Raw genomic sequence first — 15,058 nt, forward strand, 5'->3', positions numbered from 1 at the left:
GTCTCTATATCAATTTGTCAACTGGTTTTTTAAAGTCCGTCTCAGAACATTTTACCGGCGCACTGCTCCGAACAAAGAACCCTCTGGCTCACAATATCTGAATACAGCTCCATTCCCTCAGTCCTTACTACATGGATCACATCGGCATTCACAGCACATCCTTCTCCGATTATCTCGCAGGCGATGTTCTCGGCTTCTAATACTTTTTCCTCATTCAGAACGACATTTTTCCTGCCGTCAAAAAGAGCCACATAGAAGATTCCCGATTCCACCAAATCCTGGAAGAAATGGCTTCCATAAGATAATTCAGGCATAATTCCTTTTTCACTATAGGCTATTTCACAGACTGCCGACATATTCATGAGCTCCGTAAAATGCACCGGCACTCCCAGCGAGGGCGTTGTCGTTCCCCATCTTCCAGGCCCCATCAGCATGGCATTCTTCCCCTTAAGAGCCCGATTAAGTAAACCGACCTGCCTTGCAATATCATATTTGTCCTGCTCCTTCAGCTCTAAATATTCCTTTACGCTTACATAGACAATGTAATCGACGGGAAGTCTCACATTACCGCCCATGAAATTACCGTGAGAGTAGAACAAACACTTTTTCTCATCCACCTCCTCCGGTATATCTACTGTCTTTCCCAGTCCCCGCGTCTGGAGCGGCCGGCACTGCAAAAGGTTGATGTGCAATTCCCCTTCTCTGTTGTAATTTGCCGTAAACTCTATATCTACCGGATAATTGTACTTATCAGCCAGAAGCGCAAGCATTCGTTTCATTATCTCCGGAAATTCAGTTTCCTTTAATAATTTTATAAAATTCAGGATGGGAGGAACGCCGGAAACATCTCTTCCGATTTCGCTAAGCCTTCTCTCCGTCTCGAAGTCCCGTACCCAGAACAGATTTTTATCCGCCTTAATATCGGAGTTTATAACCATATTCACGCTTATGGATTCCTGTGTATTTTCCTTCAGGTTCAGCACATCCATATTGTGCTGGGAATATTTCTGAGCTTCCCCATAGCCTATGAGCGGCAGCCTCATAGGGTCATCCAAGGTTACAATCTTCACATAATCCCCGATTACCCTGTCCACTGCCCGGGTTCCAAGGCCGAATACAAGGCGAAGCATCCCCGCTTCCATGTCCACCTCTTTATCCCATACATATAGATTCGAGGAGTTACCCACTCCCGCTATATGGGGAAAGAAATAGTCACCATAATAGTCTCCCGAAACCCTTTGCACAAGAATCGCCATCTGCTCGTCTCTGTCGGCCAGTCCTCTATTTTTTCTATAATGCAGGGCATCCTCATTCATAGTACTGGCATAAACCACTCGTACCGCATCCATAAAATCGTCCAGACGCTTCTCAGGGTCTCCTTGATTTACACAGAACACGCTCTCATACTTTCCCGCAAAGGCATTGCCGAAATTATCCTCTAACAGTGAGCTGGAACGCACAATAATGGGAGACTGTCCATAATATTCCAACATTTGCATGAATTCATCCTTTACAATTCTTGGAAACCTTCCCCCGCGCAGCTTTTCTTTAAGCTCCGGAGCATATGTGAAATATCCTTCCTCGGTCTTCTGTTTCGTCCGAAGCTGCCACCATCCATTTTCCACTATGTAGGTATAATAGATATCCGAGCCGAGATAAAACGAATCATGAGATTCCAGAAGAGGCTTAAAATATGCCTTATCTTCGTCGCTCCTCGTAATGATCCTCCTCGCTAAAAGCATGCCTACACTTTTTCCTCCGATAAATCCCGTTCCTATTTCCCTCCCGGCAATCTTTACAATATCGGATAGCTTAAAAAAGCTCATGCACATATCCCGCATGCGTGATTCCCTTCCGATGAGCAAGTCGATGAGAAGCCCCTTCATCTCTTCTTTTTCTTTCTCTTCTCCCTCCAGAGCCTCTCTTGCGCGATTAATGGTCACGTGCCAGTAATCCAGTCGTTCCTCCGTCCAGTTGAAGTTTGAAAAAAGCTCCGCAGCCTCGGTGCTGGCGGTAATCGGCTCCACCTCGTCGCCGTCGATGTAATGGGGGAAAAACATAGTGGGAGAATACCTCTGCCATACCTTCAGAGGATGAATATAAAATCGATCGTTTATCTTATAAACATCTAACAGAAGCTGCGTCGTTTCACGAATGGTCGCAATCGTATCATAAGTATGCACATTTCGCTTTATGGCAAAATAAGCGATAGTATCCAGCTCATACAGATAAGGGCAGGTTACCCTGAAAAAGTTGCCCGTCATCAAATCAGAATACCAGAATGCTAACAGCTCTGTCAGACAGTCAAAAACATAAAAGGCTTTCACTCCCTCTTCCCCGATAATACGGTGAATCATCGTAGCAAAGCCTTCGAAGCCCATGGCCGGATCGGGCTCATAGATCTTGATACCGGTCAGGTCCTCCACCACTTGCCTATGCGTTCCAAAACGGAAATAGATAATATTACGGTTATCCTTTCTCGCCTGTTCGATATAGGGCGCAACCACATAACAGTAATCCTCGATAGAATCCACCTGCCATACAACGTTATCTCCCAGACGAAGCATATCTATCGCCTTGTCGAAGCCCTTCATTCCCGTACTGACACTATCCAATATTCCCATAGCGTTCCCTCCTGCTCCTGCCGTATCTGTTTCCAGTTTATAAGCCGAAGTTACTGTTCACTCCGTTCACAGTAACGCATGATTTCTGCATGTAGATTCGCTACGCGAAGCAGAAATCATCTCTTGCATCACATTCTTACGTAGCTTAACAGCAAGTGTTAAGCTACTGTGTGAACAGTAATAGCCGAATCCTTATTCTGTTTTTTCTAAAAGCATATGGTATACATCACGCTTTCCGATTCCTCTGTCCTTCGCCGCAAGCTTCATAGCTTCTTTTCTTTCTATTCCCTGCTCTTCATAATATCTCATATGCTCTTCTATAGGCATTTCCTTCCAGGAAAGGGCGGCTTCCTCTTTCTTTTCCTCCAGACTCTTTCCCTGAATGACCAGCACATATTCACCCCGGGGCTCGTTCTCCTCATAAAAGGCAAGTGCCTTTTCGATGGTCGTAGGTAATACCGTCTCGAATTTCTTCGTAAGCTCCCTGCATATCGTGATTTTACGTTCACCCAACGCTTCAAAAAGCTCTTCCAGCGTCTTTCTTAAATGGTGAGGCGCTTCATAGATAATCATCGTCCTGCTCTCTCCTGACAGCTCCTCCAGCACGGCTTTTTTCTCCTTCTTGTTGTCGGGCAGAAAGCCTTCGAAACAAAACCGTCTTGTGCTTAAACCCGATAGAGTAAGCGCCGTAATACACGCTGCAGCTCCCGGAAGAGAGGTTACAACGATTCCCGCTTCCTGACAGAGCGCTACCAGGGTTTCACCCGGATCGGAAATCGCAGGCGTCCCTGCGTCAGTAATGAGCGCTACCGCCTTTCCTCCCTGTATCTGCCCAATTAGATAATGCGCCTTTTCCACCCGGTTATATTCATGATAACTGGTCATCGGCGTTTTTATATCGAAATGATTTAACAGCTTAATGCTGTTCCTCGTATCCTCCGCCGCAATCAGGTCCACACTCTTAAGGGTATCAATTACCCGAAGCGTCATATCATCCAGATTTCCGATCGGCGTCGCACACAAATATAATATTCCCGCCATATTGCCTCCTAATATCCGTAAATATCATATATTTCCGGCATATAAACTCCCGGTTCTTTATATACAATCAAAGGTTTCTCCACCGTAATCCTCGGCTTGCCGCCCCGGTTCGCTTCTATGAGCACCATATTCGGCTCCTTATCCACATATGGGTATACAAGCTGCATACGCTTCGGCTCCAGCCTATATTCATGAAGGAGTACCATAATTTCCGCCAGCCGAAAGGGTCTGTGTACCATGAAAAAATTCCCGCCGGGCTTAAGAAGCCCTGCTGCCTGCGACACCACGTCTTCTAAGGTACACAATATTTCATGGCGGGCAATCGCCTTGGGCGCCTTAAGGTTCTGCAATCCATGATTAGAGGTCATGTAAGGAGGATTGCATGTAATAACGTCAAAAGAAGCAGCTCCGAATAACGTCCCTGCCTCTCTCAAATCTCCCTGCACGATGGCAATCTTATCCTGAAGATTATTAAGCGCCACGCTCCGCATCGCCATATCAGCACTATCTTCCTGAATCTCCAACCCCGTTAAATGGGCTGCCTTCGTCTTCGCCTCCATGAGTATAGGTATAATCCCGGTTCCCGTACCGAGATCGAGAACCTTATCCCCTTCCCCTGCCCGGGCGAATCCGGATAAAAGAACAGCGTCCATTCCAAAGCAGAACTTTTCGGGGTTCTGAATGATCTTATAGCCGTTTCTTTGCAGTTCATCCAGCCGTTCCTTCTCTTTTAGATTAATTGTCATCCAGTTTAGATTTTCCTTCCTGCTTTTCCAATTTCTCCAATTCTTTAAGCTGCTCGTCGCTTACTTCTACCTTCATGTTCTTATGCTTCTTCTTGAACCTGAGCTGATCCACTTTATATTCCTGAATTTCTTTCTCATCGTCTTTCTCTATAATTACCTTCACAAGCTGCCTTAAGACATTTACGCTTTGTACCTCACCCTTATATCCATCCTCAGTGGTCACATAATCACCTACATTAGGAAGTCTGCGGTTCAAATCCTCATAAGTCTCTTCCTCATTTTTCAGGCAGCACATCAGACGTCCGCAGACACCTGATATTTTAGTAGGATTCAGAGAAAGGTTCTGCTCCTTCGCCATCTTGATAGATACCGGCACGAACTCGGACAGATAGGAATGGCAGCAAAGCGCACGCCCGCATATGCCCACGCCTCCCACGATTTTCGTCTCGTCTCTGACACCGATCTGCCGCAGTTCGATTCTCGTCTTGAACACCGCCGCCAGATCTTTCACCAGCTCGCGGAAATCGATGCGGCCGTCCGCTGTAAAATAAAACAATACCTTGTTGTTATCGAAGGTATATTCTGCGTCGATAAGCTTCATATCCAGTTCATGTTTTCTTATCTTCTCCAGGCATATCTTAAAGGCCTCTTTTTCCTTGAGCTTATTCGCTTCCTCCTGCTCGCCGTCTTTTGCCGTAGCAACGCGCAGCACCGGCTTCAAGGGCTGGATTACCTTCTCCTCTTCTACCTCTCTGGGATCTCCTACCACCGTTCCGTATTCGATTCCTCTGGCGGTTTCCACTATAACATGCTCGCCTCTTTTTATACTCAAACGACCGGGATCAAAAAAATAAATCTTTCCTGCCGTTCTAAAACGTACACCTATTACTTTTACCATTTAATAACTATCCTCCTTTTCCTATGAGCGTTCTTTACCCATTTGAGTGGCTTTTACTCTTATGAGTGCTTTTCACTCTTATGAGTGCTTTTCACTCATTAATATCAGGAATTCTCCTTGACCGTCAGGAACAAAAGCTCCATGGTCAAATCGAAGTTTACATTTGCATTCAAGCGGTTCTTCGCTTTTTCAAGCGCGCTTATTACCAGTTCGATTCCTTCATAAGTGCTTCTGTCCGCTACCTTTCTAATATACTGTATTTCCTCCCTGAAAATCAAGTGATTTGCATCGTTTGTCGCCTTGAACATGAGGACATCTCTGTACCAAATCGCCAGAATGTCCATATAATCGTTCACGTCCAGCTTATATTCGCCGATTTTTTTAATCGCCGCGACTATTTCGTTTATTTCCATATCATTAATATATTTTAAAAGTGTAATCGCTTCTTCCTTTACGTGCTCAAAGTCTTCGCTGGAAGCTAGCAGCTTCGCCTTTCCGATATTTCCTCTGGCGAAAGCCACGCAAATATCCGCTTTATAATCCGGCACCTGCATCGTCTCCATCAAAAAGCGCTTAACCTGCATATCCTTCACCGGCTTCATATTCAGCACTACGCACCGGCTCAGAATCGTAGAAAGCAGCGATTCCATATTTGTTGTCAAAATAAGAATTACCGTATACTCCGGCGGTTCTTCCAAGGTCTTTAACAGGGCATTCTGCGCCTGAACCGTCATCTTCTCGCCTTCGTTTATGATATATACTTTACGGGGACTGCTATAGGGTTTAATCGCAACACTTCCGTTAATTTGCCCGCGGATGTCCTCCACCCCTATTGTTCCGGGCTTCTCGTGCGTCACATAGATGACATCCGGCTGATTTCCCGTAGCCATCTGCTTGCAGGAACGGCACTCGCCGCAAGGCTCCACATTCCCTGAAGGAATATCCTCATCCTGAAGCTGTACTTTTTCACACTGCAAAGCCGAAGCAAATATTCCGGCAATAAATTCCTTTCCGGAACTTCTCTCCCCATTGATGATATATGCATGAGATATTTTATTTAATTTAAGAGCATTCTGTAAATGCTCCTTTAGCTGTTCCTGCCCGATAATATCCGTAAATCTCGCCATGCCGAACCTCCCGCTTTATCACAATGTCTATTTCCATTATAGCTTTTTTTAACAATACTGCATCAAGTAAATATATCCAGAAGCAATCCCCTGATTTCCCCGATTTTATTCAGTATACTCAGATTATCCTTTTCTTCTTTTACCAGCTCCTGCGCCAACTCATCCAGCTTCTCATCGATCAAACGTACGATGCCGTATACGCGATGGCGTCCTCGCTTGTCCAGGAAGTTCTCTCTTGTAAAAGAATGGGAATGGCTGACCACCTCGTTCATGAACTCTTTGATCAAGCCTCGGTACTTCTTCATATCCTTTACATCGCGGCGCTTGGAAAGCTTATCGCCCTGCATGGTAATTTCCTCCATGAGGGAAGTAAGTCTTGCCTGCAGCTCCTTCTCTTCGATATGGCTGATAAGAGTAAACTTAAATGTACCGTCTGCAGGCTGCTGCTTTTCCACCGGCTCTGCCGGAACCGGATTCGTAACCTGATTTACTTTTATATCCATATCTGCCTCCTTCTGCAAGCTTTTGCCTATAATATTTCCACTATGTACTCTTTAATCTCTTTTAAGCAGTGGTCCAAATCATCGTTATAGAAACGCCTGCCTATATCCGCTTCCTTTATCTTCTCTTCGCCGAAATCCTCGCAATCCGCGAGATACCTGCGGCACAGCTCCTCATAACCGGGATTTTCCTGTTTTTTCTCCCGCTCCAGCGCTCTCGTAAGCCTGATGCCATCATCCACCTCTATGAGCACCGGTACGATATTGTCCTTCCCGAAAAACTCACATAGCTTGTTATAAGCCTCCAGGGTTCCTATTACTGCATAGCTTTGATGTTTTAGGTCAATGTTTCCGTCATCCACTGTAAAATAACGCCATGGACCGTAATACGTATCATAGGTTCTCTCCTCTATGATCTTCCCGCTTTCCAATAGCTTGCGGTAGCCCTCCTCATCGGTGAAAAAGTATTCCACACCGTTCACTTCTCCTCCGCGAATAGGTCTGGTAGTATAAGGAACAAGGGTTTTAAGGCCCAGTTCCTTATCCTCCAGAAGCTTTTGAAAAATGGTATCCTTCCCCGTGGAACTTTTCCCCATAAAACAGATAAATTTACCCATTGAAATTTTATACCTCGATAACGCGAATCATATTTGTCCTGCCTGAAATGCCCAGCGGCACTCCTGCAGTCAGTACGACAATGTCTCCCCTCTTTACATAGCCTGCTCTTTCTACCGCATGGGTAGCTTCTTCGAACAAGTCGTCCGCTTTTTCTTCCTTTTGAATCAATACAGGAACTACGCCCCATGATAAATTGAGCTGTCTGCACACTCTCGGATTTACCGCGCATGCGATAACCGGGCATGTCGGTTTATATCTGGAAATCATCCCTGCCGTAAAACCTGACATCGTTACCGTGATAATAGCCGATGCGTTCAAATCGGAAGCTGTGGTGCATGTAGCGTGAGAAATCGCTGTGGTGATATCCGGGTCCTCGCACCTGTTTCTCTTCATGCGAGAATCATAATCGATGTCGTTTTCCGTACGCTCCGCGATTTTTGCCATGGTCTTTACCGCTTCTACCGGGTATAAGCCTGCCGCAGTTTCCCCGGAAAGCATGATTGCCGTAGTTCCGTCATAAATAGCGTTGGCGATATCCGTGGTCTCCGCACGGGTCGGTCTCGGATTCTTTATCATAGATTCTAACATCTGCGTCGCCGTAATTACGTGCTTACCCTGCGCCACAGCCATTTTAATCATCTGCTTCTGCAATACGGGAACCTCTTCGAGAGGTACCTCAACACCCATGTCGCCTCTGGCTACCATAATGCCGTCAGACACGGAGAGTATCTCTTCCAGGTTCTGGATTCCCTGCATATTTTCGATTTTGGAAATAACCTTCATCGTGCTGTGGTACTCATCCAAAATCTTTCTTATTTCCAAAACGTCTTCTTTTGTTCTGACAAAGGAAGCCGCAATAAAATCATAGCCTACTTCACAGCCGAAAATAATATCAGCCCTGTCGGTATCGCTTATATAAGGCATGGATAAAATAGCGTTGGGCACATTGACACCCTTATGGTTGGATACCGGACCGCCATTTACTACGGTACAAATTATATCCTCTCCCTTAATATCGGTTACTGTCATTTCAATCAGACCATCGTCGATTAAGATAGACATTCCGACAGAAATGTCATTTTTTAAGTTCTTGTATGTAATGGAGGCTCTCTTGGAATCTCCTAATACATCCTCAGTAGTCAGGGCAAAGAACTGCCCGGTCACCAGTTCCGTTCTGCCGTCCTTAAAATCGCAGAGACGGATTTCCGGTCCTTTCGTATCCAAAAGTGTGGCTACGGGAAGCTTCAGCTCCTCGCTCAACCTTATTACTCTGGCTAATTTCTCTTTATGCTGCTTATGTGTTCCATGGGAAAAGTTAAAACGGGCAACGTTCATGCCTGCTAACATCAACTCTCTCAATTTTTCTTCGCTCTCACTGGAAGGTCCTATCGTGCAGATTATTTTAGTTTTTCTCATGTTACATATATCTCCTTTTTATTCAACATTTTTCTTTGATTCGTTAACACTTCCCAGTACCTTAAGCATTCCGTCCTGCACACCTTGTACGCACAATCCTGTGCGAAGATAGAAATCGATTGCTTTCACCGTACTGCCGTCTATTTTTTCTCCGGGTACCGTAATCGGAATTCCCGGGGGATATAAGTTAATAAATTCGGCGGACGTCCTGCCCTGCGCTTCCCGAACCGGTATATAATCATACCCTTTTTCGTCCGATAACGCAATCGCTTTTGCAATAGGCATCATTGTTTCCAGAGGCATCAAGGTGCTTTCCTCCTGCTCGTCCGTTGCAGCCGCCGTTATTTCACCATCAATTTCCAGTAAAGCCCCGGCAAGCCGTTCCAATCCATCCGGCCCGTCCATCGGGGAAAGCATTGCCAACACATAGCTTCCTGCCGCCATTTCAAGCTGGAGGTGGTATCTCTCTCTTAGAATATCGTAGAGCTGCTGCCCCGTCAATTCCCCGTTCTTTATGGAAATTACTACTTTTATGGGATCCATGGCCCGCATACAGCAGCCGAAAGCTGACTTCTTGTCCATGATCTCCAGATATCTGCATTCTGCAACTTCTTTTGCGAAGCTGCTCCGGTGATTCAACAGCTGCTCTAAAAGCTGCCTTCCCTCCCTTTTCATCAGATTCATGCAGGAATCGATGGATGCCATAAGGACGTATGAGGGGCTGCTGGTCTGGAAGACCTTAAGGTACCTCTTAAGGCGTTCTCTGTTCACCAACTTTCCGCTTACATGCAAAAGAGATGTCTGTGTCATGGCGGGCAATGTCTTGTGAACGCTGTGTATTACTATATCCGCGCCCTGCCTCACCGCATTCTCCGGAAAGGCTTCATGAAAACCGAAATGCGCTCCGTGTGCCTCGTCCACAATGAGGGGCTTTCCATATCTATGTGTTATATCGGCAATTTTTCCGATATCAGATATCACTCCTTCATAGGTAGGAGAGGTAATGATTACCGCCGCTATATCCGGCTGTTCCTTCAAGAGCAATTCCACTTCCCCGGGAGTTACCGCATCCGCGATACCATACTCCTTTACTACGTCAGGATATAAATAGGATACCTGAAGCTCCTGCAGATAAACAGCATAATACACCGACCTATGGCAGTTCCTCGCCGCTAAAAGCCGGTCTCCCCTTTGTGTAACTGCGAAAATCGCGCTGAGTATCCCGCAGGTGCTTCCGTTTACAAGGAAGAATGTCTCCTCCGCGCCATAAAGCTTCGCCGCATCCTGCTGCGCCCTTTGCAAAATTCCCTGCGCCTGATGCAGGTTGTCGAATCCGTCTATTTCTGTAATATCGATTCCGTATGCCGCCTCCAGAGCGCTGCCGCACTTACCCGCAACGTTTCTCTTATGCCCCGGCATGTGAAACGGATAGTAGTCGGAATCTGCGTATTTTTCCAGTTGTTCAAATAAATCGCTCAATCTTTTACCCTTTTGAGTGTTTCTTGTTCCTTACTCATTCATACTGCACTTTCACTTTAATACCCAGCTTTGGCTCTCTTCTGGCAAGATACCGCTTCCCGTCTCCCCGGTGCAAACGTATCGTCTCCAAAAGGGAGCAGTATTTATCTGCGGTAGTTACTATCCACGCCTCACGGCACTGTGGCGGAACTACTGTAAGAGGCCACATATGCTTCTTGATGATGTCCCTTTCTCTGGGGGTAAGCTTATATTCCTTGGAAGCGTTTCTAAGCGCTATCCCCGGGTGGTAAAAGCCATGCAGCCGCTTTCTGTCCTCCCGCTGCTTATCGTGCCAGTCATAAAGAAAATAGTCGTGAAGCAACGCCCCACGCACCAGCTCTCTTTGGCTGCAGCTGATCCTGAGCTTTCTGCTGATGGCTAAGCTGTATTTGGCAACATTGACGCAATGATTATTTACAGTCATATTTCCGTGCTGGATATGCTCGTTTGTCTTCTTGAAGTTGTCGGAATCCAGGATATCTCCTCCATGCTCCTTCAGCAGGATGTTCAATTCCTTTTGCTTATGGAAAGCTTCTCTCAGCCTTTCCCTCTTCTTTTCACTCTTTTTCACTGTATCTTTCATCTCGTATTCAATCCCAGCTTTCTTGATTATACAAGCCTTTTTACCGAATTACTAATTAATAATAACACACAACGGGGAATCCGGTATATATATATTCATAAATTATTTTTGCATTTTCCAATGGAAGATTAATACAGCCATGAGAACCGCTGGTCTCATATATCTGTCCGCCGAAAGAGCCGCGCCATGTGGCGTCGTGCATTCCGATATTTCCATTAAAAGGCATCCAATAGTTCACAGGTGTCTCATAGCCTTCTCCCCGAAGCACCGCATTTTTAGACTTATAGGTCAGACCAAATACTCCCGCCGGCGTGTTCCAGCCCCTGGACGCGTTTCCTGAAACGAAATCGCTTTCTAAGGTCATAACGCCTTCTACATATAAATATAGATGCTGGCTGCTCAAATCAATCTCCACATAGCTGTTTCCAATGTCCTGCTGTCCCTGAACTGCTGCCGTGTAGATGTATGCAGGCTCCCTGATCTGAGTTTCTGCGTTTTTTATAGCCGTGGTCAGTGCTTCTATCTCGGTCTCCTTGTTGGTCTTCCACCCATAGGCACCGCTTTTCAATTCGATTTCTCTGCCGTCGGTGGTATGGAATATGCGGTTTTTCCCGTAAGTATCATACAGTTTAGCCTGCTCCGTCACAAATTCCCTTATTTTCTCATCATCCAACGCTACCGAATCCTTCGTTATGACAACCCAGCCGCTTATTACATCTGAGTCCACCACTACATCGCTTCCATTCCAATTATAGACAATCTTGGCTGAAATGTATTTATTGGCCTGATCCGCCAGTTCATTTAACGTCTCATCGTCGGCATTCACTTTTGCATAGCGGTAACAATCCTTTTCATCGAGATTTACTGACCGCTCCATGCTGCCTATCGCTTCTTTGATCACCTGTACTGCCTTCTTCCGTAATATATCCGTTCCCGGGCTGCTATCAGCAACGAGATAGCATTTTCCTTCGGAGGAATAGGTGAGATAAGCATCGCTGGGCGCCCTGATATTCTCCTTTTTAAAGAAAGTAAGTCCGTCTATTTTCTCATCCAGTATATCTTCATTATATTCTACTAATTGCGGTATGTCATAGGAATATTCCTTAAAAAATCCTAAAATCCATAGCAGAGGACTCTGCTCCTTCTTCACGTTTATGAACGAATCATCAACTATGTATTCCATATCTATATCAGCCGGCAAAATCGTATCGTACATTCCCTCTCTCCCTTGAATCTCAAGAGAATATTCCTGAAACTCCCGGTACATGATGGCCTCCGCCTCCACCGGTGTCTTATAGCTGTAATCGTCTCCATTTATTTTTGTTTGATAATAATAATGATCTTCGAAAAACAGAGAAAAACCGGCATACGTAACCGCTGTCAGCAAAACACTCACAATGGCCACAGTGACTGCGACTTTCTTCCATAATGATTTTTTTCTCTTTTCCATGTTCCTGTTCCCCTATCATTTGTCTCTCTATTTTATGTGAATATCATTTGAATAAGCACCATATAACATATTGTTCCCAAACCTACCGAAATCAGTATGTTCTTTTTCCACAAATGTAAAATTGCTACAAGTACAACGGAAATCAGTTCAGGAAGCCCATGAGTTCCCTCCATAATCCTGACATTTCGCAGACAATATACGACCAGAGTAGCCATGATCGCCTCCGGAAGAAACTTTCCTAAATAATGTATTGTTCCGGGCACCTGCCTGCTGCCGCCGAACATAAGAAACGGAACCGCGCGTATTAAAATCGTGCAGACCGATACTACCGCAATAATCGCAATCGAATGCATGATGTTCATATACATAACCTCGTCTTTCTCTCTATTCTTCCGCTGAAATACCGGATTCGTCCTGTATCTTCGCCTCTTTACCATCCAGATTCTTTCTTGCTGCAATTAAAATGATAACGGACGTAAGCAGGGACGGAAGAATAAACCTGTCAGCCCCAAATGCGAGCAAAAACAACAAGGACATTAAAAAGCCTATGATTGCCGGAACATGGGACTTGCTTTCCTGCCACTGCTCCACCACGATCGCCACGAACAAAGCAGTCATGGAAAAGTCTATTCCTGTAGAGTCAAAGGTGATAAGCTGACCTGCCAGTCCGCCGATTACCGAGCCCGTAATCCAATAGCATTGATTGAAGAAAGAAATGCCAAACATCACTTTCTTTTCATCCATTTCGGGGGGAATCTTGGTCCTGCACAGCACGGAATATGTTTCATCCGTCAAAGAGAATACCATATAGGGGTACACTTTCCCCATGTTACGGTATTTTTCGATAAAAGAAAAACCATAAAAGATATGTCTGCCGTTAATAAATAACGTCATAATTGCCGTATAAAAAAGGCTTGCGCCGCCGGAAAGCAGCGTAACCATTACAAACTGCATACTTCCCGCATAAACGACCGTACTGATCGCAAATGCCCACAAAAAATGATATCCTGCATCCTGCAGCATCAAGCCGAACGCAATGCCTAAAAATATATAACCGAGCATAACCGGTATCGATTGCTTGAATGCATATTGTATACAAGATGTTCCTTTATCTTTTTCCAATGAAAATCACCTCAAAATTCACTTTATTGTATCATTAATGGGGTAATTAATCAATGTTGGAATACGCACTTTATTGGAATATGTACTTTCAGGGAAGGAAAAAATAAAGCAATTCCCGTAAGGATATCTCCTTTTTGAGAACTGCCTTTAACACGATTACCTGTCTGCCTATATGCTTTCCGGACAAGCATATAAAATATTTAGCAAAGCTCGCTCCAAACAGCATTTTTCAACCGCCTCGTCAAAGATGTGGTTCCTGCGTCTTTAAGCTGGAAGGTAAGCAACATCGTCAGCTTATCCTTCGGGCTATTAGCAAAATATGCACCCAGCCATCCGTCCCAGCCATACTCCCCTTCTGTTGTCATCATACAAGTTTTTCCGGGCTGCGTCACAATGCGCAGAAGATTTGCATAAGTATGCCCGCCTAAGCCATCCCAGCCCCGTTCCAGTACATCCTGCTGCCACGGCAGCAATTTGGCCTGTGTCATATATCGTACAGTCTGCGGCTTCATAAGCTGCCCGCCTGCATAGCTTCCCCCGGCCAATAACATCGAAGCAAATTTTTCATAATCATCCAGCGTAGATGCGAGACCCGCACCGCCCGACTCAAATGCCGGCGGCTGTTTCATAACATTGGAAATCCCCAGGTGGCTTCCCGTGTACAAAACCAGTCCGTCCGCGGTTCTTTCATATACCTTAGCCAGCCTCCCCTGCTTTTCCTGCGGCACATAAAATCCGGTGTCCTGCATTCCAAGAGGATTAAAGAATTCTTCCTTTAAGAATTCCCCGAAGGGCACTCCACATATTACCTCGATTACAGCGCCAAGCACATCTGCAGAGGTTCCATACTGCCACGAATCCCCCGGATGGAATGCCAATGGAAGGAGCCCCAGAGAATTAGCGATTTCCACCGTGGTAAGAGCGTCCTTTCCCGGCAACCTTTCATCGACTTTATGAAACAGCTTCTCTGTTTCTATGGAGCTGATACTCGTAGTATCTCCGCCATAGACCAGCCCTGAAGTCATGTTCAACAGCTCGCAAATTCGCATCGGACGCCTTGCCGGAGTTCTTCCTTTTCCTCCTGCAACAGACATATCGTGAAAGCCCGGCAGAAAGTCCTCCACAAAAGCCCCCGGATCCAAAAGCCCACGCTCCATCAAAAGCATTGCTGCTGCCGCAGTCACCGGCTTTGTCATAGAATAAAGTCTTGCGATCGTATCCCGCTCATATGACTTTTTCTCTGCCCTGTCCGCATATCCTGCCTGCGCATATGCAATTTCTTTTCCCTCTTTCAGTACCAGTATATTTGCTCCGGCAATTTCCTCATTATCCACAGCCCGGAGTAATAGTTGCTCCAATTTTCCACTTAATATTTTCATATATACAGCACCCCTATTCATTAGCCATTATTAAAA

Annotated in this window: 14 protein-coding genes; all 14 read right to left on the minus strand. The window is 45.5% G+C overall.

Translation table 11 applies throughout. From position 1 onward, the window contains the following. Positions 1-41: 41 nt before the first annotated feature. The 14 genes from CC90_RS0115120 to CC90_RS0115190 all read right to left on the minus strand — a co-directional run bounded on the left by CC90_RS0115120 (position 42) and on the right by CC90_RS0115190 (position 15,022). Positions 42-2,624 (minus strand): PEP/pyruvate-binding domain-containing protein, encoded by a 2,583-nt coding sequence (locus CC90_RS0115120; protein ID WP_031391592.1) that lies wholly within the window; start codon positions 2,622-2,624, stop codon positions 42-44. 192 nt (positions 2,625-2,816) lie between these two features. Then, on the minus strand, positions 2,817-3,665 hold the full coding sequence (rsmI, locus tag CC90_RS0115125) for a 16S rRNA (cytidine(1402)-2'-O)-methyltransferase (protein ID WP_031391593.1): 849 nt from the start codon (positions 3,663-3,665) through the stop codon (positions 2,817-2,819). An 8-nt stretch (positions 3,666-3,673) separates the two neighbouring features. Further along, complete coding sequence (locus CC90_RS0115130) at positions 3,674-4,411, minus strand: tRNA1(Val) (adenine(37)-N6)-methyltransferase (protein ID WP_031391594.1); 738 nt, start codon at positions 4,409-4,411, stop codon at positions 3,674-3,676. Continuing rightward, positions 4,401-5,309 carry a PSP1 domain-containing protein gene (locus CC90_RS0115135; RefSeq protein WP_031391595.1) on the minus strand — a complete coding sequence of 303 codons (909 nt, stop codon included), beginning with the start codon at positions 5,307-5,309 and terminating at the stop codon, positions 4,401-4,403. Before CC90_RS0115135 ends, CC90_RS0115130 begins: the two co-directional genes overlap by 11 nt. Before the next feature lie 104 nt (positions 5,310-5,413). After that, the gene (locus tag CC90_RS0115140) at positions 5,414-6,436 is read right to left on the minus strand and encodes a DNA polymerase III subunit (RefSeq protein WP_031391596.1); all 1,023 of its coding nucleotides are present in this window, start codon (positions 6,434-6,436) and stop codon (positions 5,414-5,416) included. A gap of 62 nt (positions 6,437-6,498) precedes the next feature. Continuing rightward, on the minus strand, positions 6,499-6,939 hold the full coding sequence (locus CC90_RS0115145; protein WP_031391597.1) for a YaaR family protein: 441 nt from the start codon (positions 6,937-6,939) through the stop codon (positions 6,499-6,501). A gap of 26 nt (positions 6,940-6,965) precedes the next feature. Then, entirely contained in the window at positions 6,966-7,553 is a 588-nt protein-coding gene (locus CC90_RS0115150; RefSeq protein ID WP_031391598.1) for a nucleoside/nucleotide kinase family protein, read from the minus strand. Positions 7,554-7,560: 7 nt separating this feature from the next. Further along, positions 7,561-8,970, minus strand: a complete 1,410-nt coding sequence (pyk, locus tag CC90_RS0115155) for a pyruvate kinase (RefSeq protein WP_031391599.1) — start codon at positions 8,968-8,970, stop codon at positions 7,561-7,563. A gap of 18 nt (positions 8,971-8,988) precedes the next feature. Continuing rightward, the gene (locus CC90_RS0115160; protein WP_031391600.1) at positions 8,989-10,449 is read right to left on the minus strand and encodes an aminotransferase class I/II-fold pyridoxal phosphate-dependent enzyme; all 1,461 of its coding nucleotides are present in this window, start codon (positions 10,447-10,449) and stop codon (positions 8,989-8,991) included. 34 nt (positions 10,450-10,483) lie between these two features. Next, entirely contained in the window at positions 10,484-11,071 is a 588-nt protein-coding gene (locus tag CC90_RS0115165; RefSeq protein WP_081906022.1) for an HD domain-containing protein, read from the minus strand. Positions 11,072-11,126: 55 nt separating this feature from the next. After that, entirely contained in the window at positions 11,127-12,521 is a 1,395-nt protein-coding gene (locus tag CC90_RS0115170; RefSeq protein ID WP_031391602.1) for a L,D-transpeptidase family protein, read from the minus strand. A 32-nt stretch (positions 12,522-12,553) separates the two neighbouring features. Next, complete coding sequence (locus tag CC90_RS0115175) at positions 12,554-12,883, minus strand: branched-chain amino acid transporter permease (protein ID WP_031391603.1); 330 nt, start codon at positions 12,881-12,883, stop codon at positions 12,554-12,556. Positions 12,884-12,905: 22 nt separating this feature from the next. Next, the gene (locus CC90_RS0115180; RefSeq protein ID WP_051869836.1) at positions 12,906-13,583 is read right to left on the minus strand and encodes an AzlC family ABC transporter permease; all 678 of its coding nucleotides are present in this window, start codon (positions 13,581-13,583) and stop codon (positions 12,906-12,908) included. 260 nt (positions 13,584-13,843) lie between these two features. Then, the gene (locus tag CC90_RS0115190; RefSeq protein ID WP_031391605.1) at positions 13,844-15,022 is read right to left on the minus strand and encodes a serine hydrolase domain-containing protein; all 1,179 of its coding nucleotides are present in this window, start codon (positions 15,020-15,022) and stop codon (positions 13,844-13,846) included. Positions 15,023-15,058 lie beyond the last annotated feature (36 nt).

This window comes from Kineothrix alysoides (assembly GCF_000732725.1).
Taxonomy (GTDB): Bacteria; Bacillota; Clostridia; order Lachnospirales; family Lachnospiraceae; genus Kineothrix; species Kineothrix alysoides.